Origin of the sequence: Clostridium arbusti SL206, from assembly GCF_000246895.1 — a bacterium.
In the GTDB taxonomy this organism is placed as follows: domain Bacteria; phylum Bacillota; class Clostridia; order Clostridiales; family Clostridiaceae; genus Clostridium_I; species Clostridium_I arbusti.
Genome location: NZ_BAEV01000028.1, coordinates 19,049 through 38,332, shown reverse-complemented (window position 1 = coordinate 38,332; position 19,284 = coordinate 19,049). Strand labels below are relative to the sequence as shown.

Annotated in this window: 14 protein-coding genes and 1 pseudogene; 9 read left to right on the top strand and 6 right to left on the bottom strand. The window is 28.7% G+C overall.

Annotated elements, in window-relative coordinates; translation table 11 throughout:
* Positions 1-6: 6 nt before the first annotated feature.
* Positions 7-1,818, bottom strand: a complete 1,812-nt coding sequence (locus RH99_RS07210) for an urease accessory protein UreH domain-containing protein (RefSeq protein ID WP_010235934.1) — start codon at positions 1,816-1,818, stop codon at positions 7-9.
* Positions 1,819-1,963: 145 nt separating this feature from the next.
* Positions 1,964-3,136 (bottom strand): hypothetical protein, encoded by a 1,173-nt coding sequence (locus RH99_RS07205; RefSeq protein WP_010235931.1) that lies wholly within the window; start codon positions 3,134-3,136, stop codon positions 1,964-1,966.
* Positions 3,137-3,400: 264 nt separating this feature from the next.
* On the opposite strand from RH99_RS07205, the gene RH99_RS07200 reads away from it, so the two are divergent.
* Positions 3,401-4,012, top strand: a complete 612-nt coding sequence (locus RH99_RS07200; RefSeq protein ID WP_010235929.1) for a DNA-3-methyladenine glycosylase — start codon at positions 3,401-3,403, stop codon at positions 4,010-4,012.
* A gap of 130 nt (positions 4,013-4,142) precedes the next feature.
* Here the strand turns inward: RH99_RS07200 and RH99_RS07195 are convergent, their stop codons facing one another.
* Positions 4,143-4,589 (bottom strand): hypothetical protein, encoded by a 447-nt coding sequence (locus RH99_RS07195; protein ID WP_010235926.1) that lies wholly within the window; start codon positions 4,587-4,589, stop codon positions 4,143-4,145.
* Positions 4,590-4,866: 277 nt separating this feature from the next.
* Here RH99_RS07195 and RH99_RS07190 point away from each other — a divergent pair, with 277 nt between their 5' ends.
* From RH99_RS07190 to hcp, 5 genes and pseudogenes are all read left to right on the top strand, one after another.
* Positions 4,867-5,154, top strand: a complete 288-nt coding sequence (locus RH99_RS07190; protein WP_026038430.1) for a hypothetical protein — start codon at positions 4,867-4,869, stop codon at positions 5,152-5,154.
* Between the two features lie 123 nt (positions 5,155-5,277).
* Positions 5,278-6,346: pseudogene (locus tag RH99_RS07185) on the top strand (mannose-1-phosphate guanylyltransferase).
* A 309-nt stretch (positions 6,347-6,655) separates the two neighbouring features.
* The gene (locus tag RH99_RS07180; RefSeq protein WP_010235916.1) at positions 6,656-7,618 is read left to right on the top strand and encodes a DMT family transporter; all 963 of its coding nucleotides are present in this window, start codon (positions 6,656-6,658) and stop codon (positions 7,616-7,618) included.
* Between the two features lie 41 nt (positions 7,619-7,659).
* A complete protein-coding gene (locus tag RH99_RS07175; RefSeq protein ID WP_010235913.1) occupies positions 7,660-8,343 on the top strand; it encodes a phosphatase PAP2 family protein in 684 nt (227 codons plus the stop codon).
* A gap of 279 nt (positions 8,344-8,622) precedes the next feature.
* Complete coding sequence (hcp, locus tag RH99_RS07170; protein ID WP_010235910.1) at positions 8,623-9,915, top strand: hydroxylamine reductase; 1,293 nt, start codon at positions 8,623-8,625, stop codon at positions 9,913-9,915.
* Positions 9,916-9,984: 69 nt separating this feature from the next.
* On the opposite strand, the gene RH99_RS07165 is transcribed toward hcp, so the two are convergent.
* Both RH99_RS07165 and RH99_RS07160 read right to left on the bottom strand, forming a co-directional pair.
* Entirely contained in the window at positions 9,985-11,265 is a 1,281-nt protein-coding gene (locus RH99_RS07165) for a glycosyltransferase family 39 protein (RefSeq protein ID WP_010235907.1), read from the bottom strand.
* A gap of 78 nt (positions 11,266-11,343) precedes the next feature.
* Positions 11,344-12,042 (bottom strand): Crp/Fnr family transcriptional regulator, encoded by a 699-nt coding sequence (locus tag RH99_RS07160; RefSeq protein ID WP_243441464.1) that lies wholly within the window; start codon positions 12,040-12,042, stop codon positions 11,344-11,346.
* Positions 12,043-12,583: 541 nt separating this feature from the next.
* Between RH99_RS07160 and RH99_RS07155 the strand changes: the two genes are divergently transcribed.
* The 3 genes from RH99_RS07155 to RH99_RS07145 all read left to right on the top strand — a co-directional run bounded on the left by RH99_RS07155 (position 12,584) and on the right by RH99_RS07145 (position 17,856).
* Positions 12,584-12,838 (top strand): GIY-YIG nuclease family protein, encoded by a 255-nt coding sequence (locus RH99_RS07155; RefSeq protein ID WP_010235900.1) that lies wholly within the window; start codon positions 12,584-12,586, stop codon positions 12,836-12,838.
* 809 nt (positions 12,839-13,647) lie between these two features.
* Entirely contained in the window at positions 13,648-17,076 is a 3,429-nt protein-coding gene (locus tag RH99_RS07150; protein WP_010235897.1) for a pyruvate carboxylase, read from the top strand.
* Between the two features lie 276 nt (positions 17,077-17,352).
* Positions 17,353-17,856 (top strand): DUF6803 family protein, encoded by a 504-nt coding sequence (locus tag RH99_RS07145; protein ID WP_010235895.1) that lies wholly within the window; start codon positions 17,353-17,355, stop codon positions 17,854-17,856.
* A gap of 261 nt (positions 17,857-18,117) precedes the next feature.
* Here RH99_RS07145 and RH99_RS07140 read toward each other — a convergent pair whose 3' ends face one another.
* Positions 18,118-19,242 carry an ABC transporter substrate-binding protein gene (locus RH99_RS07140; protein ID WP_010235892.1) on the bottom strand — a complete coding sequence of 375 codons (1,125 nt, stop codon included), beginning with the start codon at positions 19,240-19,242 and terminating at the stop codon, positions 18,118-18,120.
* Between the last annotated feature and the right edge of the window lie 42 nt (positions 19,243-19,284).

The window sequence follows — 19,284 nt, the reverse complement described above, 5'->3', positions numbered from 1 at the left end:
TTTGCTTCAATTAGTAGCAATATACTTTTCTCGTATAGCTTGTGAGTCAGCTGTATTAATATTATCAACTACTTCAATAATACCTAATGCATTATTATCTTTAACTATTCCGTATGCCCCACTTGAATTAATTTTAACTTTAACTATCCCTTTTTTACCATCAAAGCTTATTATAGTATCTCCAGTAGTAGCATTTACTATAGAAAATTTACCATCAGGATTATTGAAACTACTTAAATCAAAAGTTAACTGTGTATCCATATCTTTATTCAAAACGGCTATAATAGGATTAAAATCGTTGCCTATACCTTTCATTTCTGTAGTTTGTATATTGTTAGATACAGTGGCTTTATGAACTAGTACATCTGTAGAAATTTTGCTTAAATCACTTCCATAGATACTGTCCTGTTGTGGGGTACTTTGATCAGTGGCTCCACCACAATGCATTCCACCACTACTAGAAGGTGGTAATTCAGTTGATGTTTTTGAAGTATCAACTTTTTCAATATTATCAACTACTTTTATTACACCACGTATCATACCCATCCAGCAACTGAAACTTATATCTTTATCCTTTGGGGTAAATTCTATAATATTGTCTCCTGATTTTAGACTTTGCTGTATATCAAGAGAGGGTACTACTAGTCCATTATTGCAAGAGGTAAGTTCTTTACCATTTATTATCCATTTTACAGGCATATTTTTTTGCACGTAAAGTATGTTAGGGGTATAACCACTGTTATCTGCATTCATTTTTATTACTTGGACACCATTCTCTATTACTGGCTTATAAGAATTATTTGACTTAGAAGAGGAATTATTAACTCCTCCTAGTACTTCAGTTGTATTGTTAAAGCTTAAATTTGGTACATTAATTCCTGCTAAGGATAATCCTCTTGTTCCCATAATAATGCCAAGGACTACTACAATGATTCCGCTAAATTTTAATATAGTTTTTGTGTAGCCCTTACTTAGTATACCTGATACCGCCCCAAAACATAACATCAAAGGAATAGTTCCTAAAGAAAATAGAAACATAGATAGTGCGCCTTTGCTTAAGCTTCCAGTACCTAAGGCATAAAGTTGCATTGTTTGTAAAGGTCCACAAGGCATAAGACCATTCAATATACCTATAAAAAATGGAGTTCTGGGTTTTCTTTTAAGTGAACAGGATGACCAAGGAAGTTTAATATTAAGTTTTCTAAATACACTAAAACCAGACATATTTAGTCCCATTATTATCATAAATATACCTGCAAATATTTGAAGACCTGATTTTATTGATATTGATAATGAAAGCACAGAACCAAGAGCTCCAACAAGTCCACCAAGGACAGTATAGGAAACTATTCTGCCAGCATTATATAAAAGAGCAGGCTTTATAGCTTCAAATTTATTGCATTTATTTTTAACCATACTTTGAGAAAGCATAATTCCTCCACACATACCTATGCAGTGTATGGAGGTTAGTACACCTACAACAAATAACATGAAATAAGTTGCACCATTTAATTTAGAAGTCATGTCAAACCCCGCAGTAGATGTACCTAATAAGATAATAGCTGCAGCTATTATCAATATACCAACAATTTTGAAACTTCCGGGATTATCAGTACTGTATCCAGAATTCTTTATGGCAAGTTTAATATCTTCTATATTACATAGATTTGAATCGTATTCAATGATTACTTGTTGTGAACTAAAACTAGCTAAAGCATTTTTTACGCCCACTATTTTTTTTATAGTATTTTCAACTCTTACTTCACAGGAGGTACAAGTCATATTATAGACTTTTAGTTTCTCTTTTTTTATACTCATTTATGATCTCCCCTCGTTTTTGCATAGATAATATTTATTCTTTTTAAGTATAACTTATAGATGTGTAGATATCATAAAGAAGACATATTTTCCATAATTAAACAGATTGCTGTTTTAAGAATAGATCAAACTATATTTAATATGACTACTTTAAATTAAGAATATCATCTAGTGTAATTTCATTAAAGCTATTTAATGTATTTAAGGAGCTATTAAGTTTACTATAATCTATATTCTTTGGTATAGTTTCAAGTTTTGTACCTTTTACTTTAGAACCCATATAAACTTCTCCAAAACTTGAAAGATCATAAAGTGAGCATGGATTAAATAAAAGTATTTCCGGAGTACAATTTATAGTGCAATTTTTTGTATACTTTTGTATTTCTATAGGGAATATAAAGGTATAGGTATTAATAGGATTTATTATACCTAAATATTGGCCTAGTATTGTTATAAAATATGTTTCAATGAAAGAACCAAGGTAATTAAATAACTTTAATGTATCAAGTTCATTGTCTGATAGGTCTTTTGGATCTTTTACTATAATAGACATAATATCATTAAGGGTGAGATTTAGATTTCTTAAGAAGTCATTTTCAATGGTATTTTCTATATGTACTCCATTTTTAATCAAAGAATTTAAGTAATTTACATTAAAAAAATTGTCTACTTCAGATAATGTTTCACATAATTTTTTTGATGATATAGCTATAGATGTTTTTATAATTTTATCAAATTGTGCATTATTATCATTTTCCCAAAAATCAGCATTATAGCAAATTTGAGCCCTATTACAGTTTATTGATGGGAGCTTTTTTATAATTCCTAAATCAAAAGATAGCTGAGTTAAGTAATTTATATAAAATACGTCTGGTATAGTGAATTTATATTTAATAGACTCAATGAGTTTTGTATGCAAAAATCCATTTCCTTCAATTTCTCTATCAGGAGTAAAAAAGCTTGTGAGAAGGCAAAGATCTTTTATAACAGGATGACTTTCTATACTGTATTCATAAAAATTAAAATCTATATCGCAAATTTTATTGTTTTTTAATATTGGTTTTGCTATAGTCATCATGGTGTTATTAGTAGTATGATTTTTTAAAGAAATTTTATTTATAATATTCGATGGTGAAAGATAATTATTAAATACTAAAGAAGAATAATACCATCTTCTATAAATATGTTGGAAATATTTTTTCATTAATGATTTAGTTTTTAGTGAAGAATTATTGTATTCAATAAAAAAGTCTCGTTTAAATCTATTTAAGACTGTTTGAATATTATTTTCAATATTGTTTTTATTAAAATTGTACATTATACCACCTCTTGAATTTTGTATTGTGGTTTATTAATAGAATTATTTTAGATACATTAGATAATTTTGACATTAATTTTATGTTTTATTCAATTTAGAGATTTTAAAAATATAATAAATTATTAATTAGACTATTTTGTATTATAATAAATCTCTGATAGTTACTATACTTAGAGCTTGAGTGGCTGTATGATTGAAGATATTAGTGATATATTTGAATTAGATGACTTGCGTTTGTGAATTATATTTAAGAGGTGATTTAATATGAAGCTAAAAAGAGAATTTTATAATAGGGATACTGTTGTAGTTGCGAAGGGACTTTTAGGTAAAATATTAGTGCGTAAAGTTGAAGGTGAAATAACTAAGGGCAAGATAGTAGAAGTTGAAGCTTATAAAGGATTTATGGATAAAGCAGCTCATACGTATAATGGAAGAAGAACTAAGAGGGTAGAAATCATGTATGGAAATCCCGGTTTTTCCTATGTATTTTTTATTTATGGAATGTATCATTGTATGAATGTAATTACTAGAGAAGAAGGTATAGGAGAAGCAGTGCTTATTAGAGCAATTGAACCAATAGAAGGGCTAAATATAATGAGTAAAAGACGATTTGACCTATCTTTTGATGATTTAAAAAAGAGACAGATAATAAATCTGACAAATGGGCCATCAAAACTTTGTAAAGCATTTGCTATTGATAAGTCATGTAATGGGATTGATTTATGTGGAGATGTTTTATTTATTGAAGAAAGTGATAGTAAGTCCTTCAATATAGGAATATCAAAGAGGATAGGCATTGATTATGCAGAGGAGGCAAAAGATTTCCCTTGGAGATTTTTTATAGAAAAAAATGAATTTGTTTCTAAAAGTAAATAGTCAATTGTTATTATTGGATAATTACAGTATAATTTATTTTTACATTAATTTAAGAATAGGGTGGAGATGGATTCCTATGTTTTATGTCCATTTGCCACCGAAATATCTTTTATATTTAAAAATATATTTGCTAAAATGGGATATTGTAAAGATCAGCCACATCTTTTATTACCTTTGATATACTAGTAAAGCTATCCATCTCTTCTAGCAATTTTTTGAAATCTTCATTATTTAGCGTTCTATAGTTTGTTTTTACTTTTTCAAGGTATATAAGAGATTCATTAAAATGATTAAGTGAAATATCTATTTCATTTAACAAATAACATAAAAGAGATGGAGCATAGAATTTAGAAGCTATAAGACACTCCATGTATCCTTCACATTTAAAACTAGAAAAGCTTCCTTGATTAAAATGAATTATAAACTTTAAAAAATCTGCACTCTTATTAAATTTGTCTACCATTAACAATTCATCTACTACCCCATTTATAAATTTAATACATTCATTTATATTGCCTATTAAGTTAAAAAGATATTTTGATGTTTTATCATAGGAATTAGGTGTAAATGGATACATTTCATAACCTCCCTATATTAATTATATTATTATAAATATATTCTTATAATATTTATGTATGCATTGTAAATTTAACAATTTATTAATACTTTATTAAGTAATATTAAATAACTCTTTATGAATTTGTGATATAATGAATACATAGTTAAAAGTAATTAGTTTATACATAATATTAGATATATGAAGAGAAATAATAAGCAAAACATTTTGAGAGAGTAGCAATTGATTATTTCTTCGAAGATATATATTTGTATAATTTAAAGAAAGAAGTGGGAAAATGGAATTCATGGGAAAAAGTCTTTCGGGAATATTTGGTTTAATGATTATAGCGGCGGTTGTATTGATAGGCGGATATCTATTGATACATTTAATACCTTTACTTATAATAGCAGGAGTTATAATTTATGCCGCAATAAGAGGAAAAAGATATTTTAAAGAGCATTTTAAAAAGAGTGAATCAAAAATAAATACAAGTGCAAGAAAAAACTATAATGATACTTCTAGATTTACATCAAATGACGATTTGGATGGAGAAGTAATAGATGTAGAATATAAAGATGTGTAGATAGGAAATAGTTAAAAAATAAAAACACTCTAGGCGTTAAACAAAGCACTAGAGTGTTAATCACCTTATAATATATTTGTTCATATCATATTAGTGTGAGCAATAATTATTGAGGTGTTTTTTTTGTTATATGCGCTAATATTGGCAGGTGGAAAGGGAACAAGACTTTATCCTCTATCTCGTGAAGAGAACCCTAAACAATTCTTAAAAGTAATTAATAATAAAAGCTTTTTAAGAAATACTGTTGATAGAATAAAGCCATTAGTCGATAAGGAAAATATATATATTGTGACTAATGAAAATTATATAGAAAAAGTATATGAAGAACTGCCAGAAATAAAGAAAGAAAATGTTTATGCAGAGCCTGTCAATAAGGAAACTGCTACTTGTATAGGATTGTCAGCTATAAAGTTATTAAAAAAAGATAATGATGCAGTAATGATGGTTCTTCCTTCTGATCATCATGTTGAAGGAAAAAAAGAATTTATAGATACATTAAAGCAAGGAGTTGATGTAGTACAAAGAAGAAGAGGGCTTGTGACTATTGGTATTCCACCAACAAGACCTGAAACGGGATATGGGTATATACAGATGGGAGAAAAGATTACTTCTGTTAATTCTACTTATAAAGTAGAAAGATTTGTTGAAAAGCCTAATATCGAAGTTGCAAAGGATTTTTTATTAGCAGAAAACTATTTATGGAATAGTGGGATGTTTATATGGAGGGCAGATTCATTTCTAAGAGAGATGGAAAAATATCTTCCTAAGATGTATAAAAGCCTTATGACTATATATCAGTATTTAGGCACAGAAAAGGAAGAAGAAATTATACGAGAGCAGTATGATCTTATAGATGGTATATCAGTAGATTTTGGTATAATGACAAAAAACCCGAAAGGCCTATGTAGTTAAATGTGACTTTAGATGGGATGATATAGGTAATTTTGTTGCATTGTCTAGATTTTTGAATGATTACCGGGGAAATAGTATTAATGGGAATACATTTTTAGAGCAAAGCGAAAACTGCTGCATATTTGGAAAAGATAAGCTTGTAATAGGGTTTGGAATAAAAGATTTAATTATAGTGGATTCAGGAGATGTAATTCTGATAATGGATAAAAATAAAGATCAAGAAATAAAGTCGCTTGTAAACACCTTGAAGAATAATAATATATTAGATAAATATCTATAATTAAGGCATCTTTAAGAAATGGCCAGTCAGTATGACACAAAATATCCGTGGCATATTTGACTTGTTATTTTTTTTCAGATACCTAAAGCCACTGATTAGTATTTATAAGATGCTAATTAGTGGTAAAATAATACATAACCGTATAACCCATCTAATAAACTGGTTTTTCTATTTTAATTTCAATAACTTTTTTTATAAATATTAAGCAAATATCGTGAAGATTAATAAGTAATAATTTGATTTGTTGAAATTTAGCCTTTATTGGACTATAATAGGGAAATGTAATAAAAAGAAGGGACTTATAATACTTTGCATAATACAAATAATATATTTACAAATAAAAAATTTGTTGTTTTCATTGCTTCTCTATGTTGTCTACTATGGGGAAGTGCCTATCCTGCTGTAAAAATCGGATATAGATTATTCAATATTTCTCAGGGTGATATAGCTTCTGAAATTATATTTGCTGGGTATAGGTTTACTATAGCGGGTATAATTGTACTTAGTATAGCCAGATTAAGTGGAAAGAGTATAATTACTCTATCTAAGAGAAATATGTCTCAAATATTTATGTTAGGATTTACGCAGACAGCAGTGCAGTATATATTTTTCTATGTGGGGCTTTCTAATACTACTGGAGTTAAAGGGTCAATAATGAATGCTACCGGTACTTTTTTTAGTGTAGTATTAGCTAATTATATTTATAAAAATGATAAATTGAATAGAAATAAGATAATTGGATGCATTATAGGGTTTATAGGGGTAATGTCTATAAACTTTAGTATAGATCTATTTAAAAGTTCCTTTAGTTTTAGCGGAGAGGGTTTTATAATTTTAGCTGCTTTTATTTTTGCAGCAGCAGCTATTTATGGGAAAAAGCTTACAACAACTATGGATGTAATGGTAGTTACAGGTTATAATCTCTTTATTGGGGGAATAATTTTAACATTACTAGGAATGTTTTTAGGTGGGAGAGTATATAATTTTAACGTAGGTTCTTCTTTATTGTTAATTTATATGGCTATATTATCAGCTACAGCCTTTTCACTATGGGCACTGCTTTTAAAATACAATAAAGTTGGTTCAGTGGCTGTCTTTAATTTTTTGATTCCTGTTTTTGGAGTTATACTATCATCAATTTTCTTGAGAGAAAGTATATTTAGTTTAAAGAACATTATAGCACTTATATGTGTATGTATAGGGATTTGGCTTGTTAATAAAGAATCCGAGCGTAAACTAGGTATAATTAATTATAATAAATATGAGGTTTAATTATGAGATAAAATCACCTTTTTATCCTAAGGGGGAATACAATGAATAAAATACGTAACAATATATCAGCTTTCTGTTTTATGGTTCCCATATTAATATTAAATATATGCTATGGACTTTTGAACTCTTCTGTAAGAGGAACTAGCAGCCTAGCTACTAGTATAGATAGAAGTATACCTTTTATAAAAGAATTTATAGTACCCTATGTAGTTTGGTATCCTTTAGTACCGCTAGTGTTCTTTTACATATGCACAAAGGATAAATTGACCTATTGTAAGCTTTTAATTAGTTTAGTATGTGGACTTCTAATATCATATCTAACTTTTTATTTTTTTCAGACAACTATCACAAGACCTATATTGGTGGGTAATGATGTATTTACGGGTATATTGAAAATGTTATATAGAGCAGATAATCCATTTAACTGTTTCCCAAGTATACATGTGATGACTTGTTTCTTTATGATAGAGGGTATATGGAAGTGTAAAAATAGAAATATAATATTAAGTATTGTTGTTACTATATTAAATGTAGTTATAATTTTATCTACACTTTTTATAAAACAGCATGTTATTCTAGATGGAGTATACGGTATTATAATAGCTTTAATTACTTTCGCTATAGCCAATCTAGTTATTAGAGACAAGGTGGCAGAACTTTGTAAAAGGCCATATGTTGCAATTAGTACATTCTCAATAAGAAATAAGAGTGATGTTAAGTTCTAAAGAATTATTTTAAATATTATTTTTAGTAAAATATTATAATGAAAATTATAAAACTCAATTAACGCTATCAAAGTTTAAATAAACGTTGATAGTGTTTTTTTATGTACAAATATAATTTTATAATAAAAAGATAAAAGATTTTCTTATAATGTGATGTACATCACTGAATATGTTATTTAATTATAATAGAATAGGGTCATAGAGTTAATATAAAAAAGGGGAGATTAAAAAATGATTAATATATTTAAAAAAGATGAAAATAAAAATACATGCAATCCTATGTTCTGTTATCAATGTGAGCAAACACCAGTAGGTGGATGTACAAAGTTTGGTGTTTGTGGTAAAAACCCTGAAATAGCAAGTCTTCAAGATACAATAATATTTGGATTAAAGGGAGTAGCGGCATATAGAACTCATGCAAATGAGTTAGGAAAGACAGATCCAGAAGTTGATCAGATAGTTAATGAAGCTTTGTATACAACACTTACAAATTCAAATTTTAGTTTGGAAGAAAATGTAGGAATGGCATTAAAGGTTGGTACAGCAGCAGTTAAAGTTATGGATCTTTTAGATAATGCACATACTTCAAAACTTGGGGTACCAGTACCTGCGGTAGTAACACAGGACAAGGTTCAAGGTCACTGTATATTAGTTACAGGTCACAATTTATATGCACTAGAGGAACTTTTAAAACAAACAGAGGGAAAAGGAATAAATATATATACTCATTCTGAAATGCTTCCAGCTCATGGGTATCCAGAGCTTAAGAAATACTCTCACTTAAAGGGTAATGTAGGTAAGGCTTGGTATGATCAAAGACAGTTATTTGAGAAATTCCCAGGAGCAATTCTTGGAACTACAAACTGCTTAATGCCAATAACTACAGGAACTTATGCAGATAGATTCTGGACTTATGGAACAGCAGGACTTGAAGGAATTGAAAAGATTCAAAACAATGATTTTAGTCCATTAATAAATAAAGCATTGGAATTAAAAGAAGCAAATATAGAATCAGATAAGACACTAACTACTGGTTTCCATCATAATACAGTATTATCAATAGCACCAGAAATAATTGAGGCTGTTAAGTCTGGTAAGATTAAGAGATTTTTCGTAATAGCTGGCTGTGATGCACCTACTAAGGGAAGAAATTATTATAGAGATCTTGCAGAAGCACTTCCAAAGGAATGTGTAATATTAACTACATCTTGTGGTAAATTCAGATTTAACGACATAGATTTTGGAACAGTACCAGGAACAGATATTCCAAGATATATTGATCTTGGACAATGTAATAATTCTGGTTCAACAGTAAAAATTGCACTTGCTCTAGCAGAGGCATTTGGTTGCAGCGTTAATGATCTTCCTGTAAGTATTGTATTATCATGGTTTGAACAAAAAGCTGTTGCAATATTACTTGGATTATTCAGTCTTGGAATTAAAAATGTATATGTAGGACCTTCAGCACCTAAATTTTTATCAGAGGGAGTAATAAAGGTATTACAAGATAACTTTAACTTAAATTTAGTAAGTGGAGATGCAAAAGCAGATTTAGCTAAAATGATGGGATAAAATATTAAGAAAGGGCGAACTAGCTTAAATGTTAGTTCGCTCTTTTTTAATAAATACTGCAAAATAAGTTTAGAAACTTATTTTTTTGTTGAAAGGAATATTTTCAAATATACTTACAAAAATATAGGAAGAAAACATAATTAAAATAGGCATAACCGGATAAAAATATCTACTCATAGTGAAAAATGGAAGATATATAAGAATAAAATACACTACCGTTGCTATGGGTAAAATTCCAAGTATATTTTTATTGGGACTTAAAAAATATAATATGGCACCAGCAAGGCTTAAAATAAGTATTATGTAATGATAGTGCTCTACAATTTTATATTTTATGTTAAAAATATTTTTCCAATAGAAGGGTGTCCTAACCTGAATCTTACTTTTACCTATAGTATACCAGCGAATAAATTTTAAGGGTTCCTTTGGAAAAAGACTTTCTAATCTGTATTTTGAAAGAACCATTTCCATAGTATTTCTTTGTATTTCAGAAAGTTTAGGATTTTTAGTATTATAATGAGTATAATCTAATCCATCTGTTGACTTAGTAGTTTGATCATAATTAATAAAGGTACCTTGGAGCATGGGATTGCCTGTAGCTAAGGTAAATGGAATAAATTTATTAAATGTTTTATAATTTCTTATCCACCATGGGCTTAATACTATACAAAATACTACTGTAACAGTTAAAGTATATTTAACAGCTTTTTTAAAGCTTAATTTTTTTATAATCCATATAATTAAAATAATCACAGGATATGTAGATATAGTAGGTCTAAATAGGGTCGCAAAACCTAAAGCTGCACCACCTAAAAGATAAAATTTAGTTCTATCTTTATCTATAGCATATATGGAAAAATAAACGAGACACAATACAAAAAATTTGAAGAATGTTTCAGTTAATATGAGATTAGGAACCCAAATTTCAGGTATGTAAATTAAATCCATTATTATTGCAACAATAGCTACTTTACTGTTAAACACCTTTCTTGCTATAAAAAATAATAGAAGCAGAGATAGTACTTGTATTGCTCCTTGAGTAATACGAAAAGCTGTTATACCACCAAATTTACCGAAAATTGACATAAAGAAAGCTAATGTATATGAAAGACCAGGCATCATAAAAACTGTTGGAACTGGTGGTTTATGATATGTATATACTCCTGTTTGCACTAAATTCCAAGCACTTCTAATGAATTTTACATCATCATTGTTAGGCTCATAAAAATTTCCTAAGAGGGTATTGTTGCCATAATATAATATAGAAATTAAAATTAAGAAAAATAATATGAGGCAGCTTGCAAAAAGCAATATTTTAATTGATATATTTTCATCTTTTAAATTAAACAATTCATCACCAACTTTTTGAATTTTTTAGGTTTATCTAGGAAATGTCTCTATAATTTGAAACCATTATAATATTCAATTCTAAAATTCATCAATACATTCTGTTAATTTGTTTTTATCCATGACTATAATTTTCTTAGAAGATGTATCTAAAATTTTCTCTTTTTTAAGCTCGCTTATGACTCTACTTACAGTTTCACGGGAGGTACCAACCATATTTGCTATATCCTGTCTTGTTATAGCTGTGTCGATCTCAATGCCTAATTCCGTTTTTTTGCCATGTCTTTCACATAAATCTAGTAAGGTTCTAGATATTCTGTTGTAGGTATCACTGAAGGCCATTTCTTTCAGTGTCTTTTGAGAACGATAGAGCCTTTTAGTAAGAACTTTGATTATCTGCAAAGCCAATATAGTATTATTTAAAATCATCTGCTCAATATCCTTATTTAAAATCATTCCTATCTCACTATTTTCTAGCACCTCTACAGTGGCAGGATAATTAATATCATTAAATAGAGTAACTTCTGCGAAAATCGAACCTTCACCTAATATATTTAAAGTAATATCTCTGCCATCGAGAGAAGTTTTATAGATTTTAACTTTTCCAGACTTAACAAAGAAGAAAGCTTCCCCCTTATCTCCCTCATAAAAAATTATTTCACCTTTTTTATATTTTTTTGTCTTTTGTAATTCAATTATTTTTTGTATAACTTCATCAGAAAGATGAGAAAAAATAGGAATATTTTTTAGTATGTTTAAAGAGTTTTGCAAAAGTATCACGTCCTTATTTTAATAAAAAAAAGGCTAACTCAGCCCTCTGACTATTTTATGTTTTTTAAATATATATAAGTTGCAATTAAAATTATACACTAATAGTAGTTAGTAGATGAGTTCTAAACAAATTAGCAATTTTATAATGAATATAATTTATTGAAACATATGGATTATATCTTATTATATTATAACTATATTATATAGACTTTGAAAGTCTTTATTGTTATAGTTACACATCTTATCATTAATTTTGTATAATAGTATTTGTAAAATCACTATTTTTTTATGTTAGGCATATGAAAATAAATAACAAGTCAAAGATGCGACGTATATTTTGAAGTCAACAAGGAAATAGGTTCCTGAGATAGTGAGCTATATTAGGGTTCTGTTGACGCGGTGGGATTCAAAATATACTAGCATACTGACTAGTTATTTATTTGAATGTGCCTTACCTCATTGAAGAAGTGTGTATGCTATAATATTATTATGTGAGTATAGAACAATAATAATATAAATATATATATATAAAATTCAAGAGGATAAAATTATGAATTATGTTTACATTTTAAAATGTAGTGATGGAACTTTGTACACTGGATATACAAATGATTTAAAAAATAGATTAATGGTTCATAACAGTGGAAAAGGTGCAAAATATACAAGGGGAAGACTCCCGGTGAAGATTGTGTATTTTGAAACTTTTAAGACAAAAAGTGAAGCTACAAAAAGAGAATATTACATAAAGCAGCTCAGTAGAGTTAAAAAATTAAAGCTTATTGATGAAGGCAAGAGCAAGGAGTAATTCAAAAGAGATGATATTAATTTAGAGAGTAAGTGTACTATAGAGTTTATTCTAATGAATTTTTATGGCGTGTTTAATATTCATTTAAGGCGTCTTCAGAAAATACAGAAAAATTAATAACCACCAATTAGCTATGATAATAACTAATTGGTGGTTAAACAAATCCTAACTCATTTATACAGCCTGGTTCTTCTGATTGTATTTTGATCACCCTTTTCTATAATTTATTTTTTATAATATACTATTTAGATATTATAAAATTAAGATGTTTTTTAATTTGTTGTAATAAATTATCTTTTCATAAAACATAATAACTAAGTCCTTAAATGTTATATTTTATGGATTGATATTACACATAATTGTATTTCAATGTGTTTCACATCTGTAATAGATATCATCTATATACTTATACTTCAGTCAAATAATTAATATTTGTACCATGTATGTTATATATATGATACTATTAGATGCTTAATTATATTATTTTATCCTATGAGTTAGGATTTGTAAGAAGTTTTTTTATTTTCTTCTTGTTTACATTATAACATCATTATAAATATATATCAACTGAATATTCAAAAAATTTAAAAATAATTGATATATAAGTTGAAATTAAAATTATACACTAATAATAACTAAATTAGATCTGAACAAATTAGTCTTTCCATAATGAATATAATTTATTGCAACATATATATGAATTTTAATTACTTTAAATATTGCATTTTTCTACAAAACAAGTTATTCTAATTAGTAGGAATTAATGACGTTTTTTATAAGATAATGTAGATAAACTAGGAGGATTAACAATGAAAGAATTTAAAAGAGTATTAGTTGCAAATAGAGGCGAAATTGCAATAAGAATTTTTAGAGCTTGTAAAGAGCTAGGAATCCGTACAGTTGCAATCTATTCTAATGAGGATAAATATTCTTTATTCAGAACAAAAGCTGATGAGGCTTATTTAATAGGAGAAAACAAGAGTCCGGTTGAAGCTTATCTAAATATTGAGGAAATTATTAGCCTTGCTCTTAAAAAAGGAGTAGATGCTATTCATCCAGGATATGGATTCTTGTCAGAAAATGCTGAGTTTGCTAAAAAGTGTACTGAAGCAGGTATAGAATTTATTGGACCTACAGCAGAAATGATGGATAGACTTGGTGATAAAATTAAATCTAAAATAGCAGCTAAACAAGTTGGAGTGCCAACTATACCAGGCTATGAAGAAAATATAGAATCAATAGACCAAGCAAGAAAGCTTGCTAAAGAATGTGGATATCCTATAATGCTAAAAGCTGTTGCTGGCGGTGGCGGAAGAGGTATGAGAATTGTAAGAAATGAAGAAGAATTGCCAGATTCTTTTAATAGTGCAAAAAGTGAAGCAAAGAAGGCCTTTGGTGTTGATCTTATGTTTATGGAAAAATATATTGAAAAGCCAAAACATATAGAAGTGCAGGTTTTAGGAGATAAATATGGCAATATTGTTCACTTGCATGAAAGAGATTGTTCAATTCAAAGAAGACATCAGAAAGTTGTAGAATATACTCCGGCATTTTCTATTTCAGATGAAAAGAGAAATAAGATCTGTGAAGATGCTATAAAAATAGCAAAATCAGTTAATTATAGAAGTGCAGGAACATTAGAATTTTTAGTTGATATGCACGGAAATCATTATTTTATAGAAATGAATCCTAGAGTTCAGGTTGAACATACAATAACAGAAATGGTAACAGGTATAGATATTGTACAAAGTCAGATTCTGATTGCTGAAGGCTATAAATTAGATTCTGAGGAAATAGGTATACATTCTCAAGATGATGTGAAAGTAAGAGGATATTCAATACAATGTAGAATAACTACAGAGGATCCATCTCATAATTTTGCACCAGATACAGGGAAAATAGAAGTTTATAGAACCAGTTCTGGATTTGGAATAAGATTAGATGGTGGTAATGGTTTTTCAGGAGCGGTAATAAGCCCTTATTATGATAGTCTTCTAGTAAAAAATATATCTTGGTCAAGGACTTTTAAAGATTGTATAAGAAAAGCTATTAGAGCAATTAAAGAAACTAATATAAGTGGAGTAAAGACAAATATAGGATTTTTAATCAATGTGTTAAATCATCCAACTTTTTTAAAGGGAGAATGCGATACAGGGTTCATTGATGAAAATCCAGAATTAATAAATATTGAACCACATGCAGATGAAGAAAGTAGATTATTAAAGTTTATTGGAGAAAAGGTAGTTAATGAAACCAAAGGAATTAAAAATGAATACGATGTGCCAGTAGTTCCTAAGATAGAAATTCAATCTAATTTAAATGGAACAAAACAAATTTTAGATACTAAAGGACCAGAAGGACTTGTAAATTGGGTTAAAGAGCAAAATAAATTACTTTTAACAGATACTACTATGAGAGATGCTAATCAGTCTTTGATGGCTACTAGAGTGAGAACAAGAGATATGCTTAAGATAGCAGAAGCTGCATCTGTCTGTGGAAAAGATTTGTTTTCATTTGAAATGTGGGGAGGAGCTACTTTTGATGTAGCCTATAGATTCCTAAATGAGTCACCTTGGGAGAGACTTGCACAGCTTAGAAAGAAAATACCAAATGTACTTTTTCAAATGCTTATACGTGGAGCAAATGCAGTAGGTTACAAAAATTATCCAGATAATATAATACGTGAATTCATAAAAGAATCAGCAAATAGTGGTATAGATGTATTTAGAATTTTTGATTCTTTAAATTGGTTAAAGGGAATGGAAGTATCCATAGATGAAGTGTTAAAGAGCGGTAAAGTAGCTGAAGCTTGTATTTGCTACACTGGAGACATTTTAAATGATAAGAAGACAAAATATAATTTAGACTATTATATAAAGTTAGCTAAGGAAATAGAAAAAACAGGAGCTCATATTCTTGGAATTAAAGATATGTCTGCATTATTAAAACCGCATGCGGCATATAAACTAGTAAGTGCATTAAAACAAGAGGTTGGAATGCCAATACATCTTCATACTCATGATACTACAGGTAATGGAGTTGCAACAGTCCTAATGGCTGCAGAAGCAGGCGTTGATATTGTAGATACAGCATTTAACAGTATGTCAGGGCTTACAAGTCAACCAGCATTAAACTCAGTAGCTGCTGCATTAAAAAATACAAAGAGAGATACTGGAATAGATTTAAGAGGCATTCAACAGGTCTCAGACTACTGGGCAGCAGTTAGACCTGTTTATCACAAGTTTGAATCAGAACTTAAATCAGGTTCTGCGGAAATATATGAATATGAAATTCCAGGAGGTCAGTATTCAAATTTAAAACCTCAAGTAGAGAGTTTTGGACTTGGACATAAATTTAGTGAAATCAAAGCAATGTACAAAAAAGTAAATGATATGTTAGGTGATATTGTTAAAGTAACACCATCATCTAAAATGGTAGGGGATTTTGCTATATTTATGATTCAAAATGATATCACTCCAGAGAATATATATGACAAGGCTGCCAACATGGCATTCCCAGATTCAGTTGTAGCTTATTTTAAAGGTATGATGGGTCAGCCAATGGAAGGATTCCCTAAAAAACTTCAAGATTTAGTTTTGAAAGGTGAAGAACCTATTACATGTAGACCGGGAGAGTTACTTCCTGATGAAGACTTCAATAAAATAGAGAATTATTTAAAGGATAAATACGACCTTAGTCCAAATAATAAAGATATATTAAGTTATGCTTTATATCCAGATGTATTTGAGGGTTACTTAGAATATATCAAAGAATTTGGAGATTTAAGTAGATTAGGCAGTGATATATTCTTCCATGGTCTTGCTGAAGGAGAAACTTGTGAAGCAGAAGTAGCTAATGGAAAAACATATATGATAAAGCTTGCAGGCGTTGGGAAAATAGATAATGAAGGAAATAAGAGACTCTATTTTGAAGTTGATGGTAATCGTAGAGAAATTAAAATAAAAGATAAAAATAGTACAAATTTGCAAGAAATATTCTCTACAAAGATGGCAGATAGTTCAAATCCATTAGAAGTTGGAGCACCTATTCCGGGAACGATTTTAAAGATATTAGTTTCGGAAGGTGATAAGGTGACTGAAAATCAACCGTTGATGATTGTAGAAGCTATGAAAATGGAAACTAGAATAGCAGCTACTAGTGATGGAATTGTTGAATCTATAAATGTAAAAGAAGAGCAACAGGTAAAAGCAGGAGAATTACTAATTAATTTGAAATAAGAAGATGCAATGACATACAGGTAACTTTAATTTGAAAATATTTAATTAGATAAGAAGACCTATTTAGTAAAACAAAATTAATTACTAAATAGGTCTTCTTATCTTTGTGTCAGTAAGTAATTCTAAATTATAGTCCAGATAATTTGAATATTATTAGTAAAATTTAGTATAAATAAATTTATACTTTTAATTATAATATGTGAATTTATCTAAAAGCTTCATAAAATCAACATAACTTTTTGATACTATTATTTAAAAAAGAAAGAAGGTAATAAAATGAACATGACTCATTATATGTCACTTTTATCAAATAATCAGCCATGGAACTTAATAATTTTTATGGCTATTCCTGTAATAGCCGCAGAGACTCTTACAATTACTGAATTTTTTATCATTTTTAATAATATTCAGAGAGGTTGGACTAGAACTTTAAATAAGATTGTAGGCATTATTGATGGTTTTTATTTTACAGTTATATTTATATATCTCTTTATCAATGTAATAATACCACTTACAGCAAATAGTGGATGGCATACTTGGGTAGACGTAGTTGCTGTAGGGTTTTATTTAAGTGGTGTTGTTTTTCTTTTGCCAATTGCTTTGATGGAATTAAATATTATTTTTAAGAACAAATCTATTAAAGAAAAGATGAAACTTCATTTTATACTTATTGGTGGATTCCTTGTAGTAGCTCATGTTGCAATGATATTTGGCATGGTAAATCCTGAGATAATAAATAGTATGAGTAATATGCAGGATATGCCTAATATGTCTAAATGATATACAGTTAGGCATGTTCAAATAAATAACTAGTCAGTATACTAGTCTATTATGAATCATACTACGTTAACGGAACCCTCTGATAGCACCACTATCATCAGAACCTGTTTCCTTGTATGATTCAAAATATACGTCGTATCTTTGACTTGTTATTTATTTTCATATGCCTTAATTAAATTATTGAGCCGTTTATACTATTTTGGGAAATTAACAAAAAGCGTGAATTTACTCCACGCTTTTAATTTTATAAAAAGTTTATTGTTATTTAGTTGCAGTATCAGTTGGAGGTAAAGCTTTGAGTATTCTATCTGTCTGATCATCAGTAAGATTATAATTTAAGAATGTTTTGTAGAAACTCTTTGTTTCTTTAGCCATATCTAAATTAGTGAATTTGTCAGGATATAATGTTTTAGCAGCCCATTGTATTTGTAATGCTTCTTCTGCACCATATCTATCCCATAAAAAAGCTCCATCAGGATTTACATACATTTTTTTGCTTTTTACAGCATTTATTTTTGACCAAGTTGGGTCACTTGATAATTTTTCAATAGCTGTTGTTCTGTCATTTGAATTAGTAGCCGTATTACTGCTGAAGATAATAACATCAGGATTCCATTGTAATATGTTTTCCATAGAGACTACTTTCATGTTACCACTTACGCTACTAGCCGCATTTATACCACCAGCTACTTTTATCCAGTTATCTATTATTGTATCACTACCATCTATAGTTAATGGATTAAGAGCTGTTATATGTAAAACTTTAGGTTTCTGATTTTCTGGAATTTTTGAAGTTATAGCTTGTATTGAATTAAGTTTACCATCTAAATATTTAATATAGTTGTTTGCTTTTTTTTCTGCATCTACCCCTAGTATTTTACCCGATAATTTAAAGGTATCTTTTAATCCATCAAAATTTGTAAAAGTTAATTGTACAGTTGGAATTCCAATCTGATTTAATTTAGTTGCAATTTGTGGAACTACAGAGTTAAAGGCTATATCTGGCTTTGTCTTTAATAATTCTTCTGTATTTACATCAGTATTTGTGAAAGCAGTAGTTGCTTTTTTCATTTGTGGATTTACTACAGCGAGCCAAGGTCTAGTTTGTGGAGCATCACTTTTGTTAGTTGAAACTATTTTGCTACCTTGACCAAGCATAACTAAAACCTCATTATGAGCAGGCCAACCATCAGCAATAGTATTTATCTTAGTTGGAATCTCAACTTTTGCACCAGTTACATCTGTAATAGTTTGTTTAGTAGGTTTTGTATTGGCAGTATTTGTAGCATTAGAAGTAGAATTTGAAGCTGAGCTGTTTCCACATCCAACTAATAGAGAGAAAACTAAACAAATAATAAGAGCGATAGAAATTTTTAATTTTTTCATAAGAACACTTCCTTTAATTTAATGATATAAATAAATTTTATA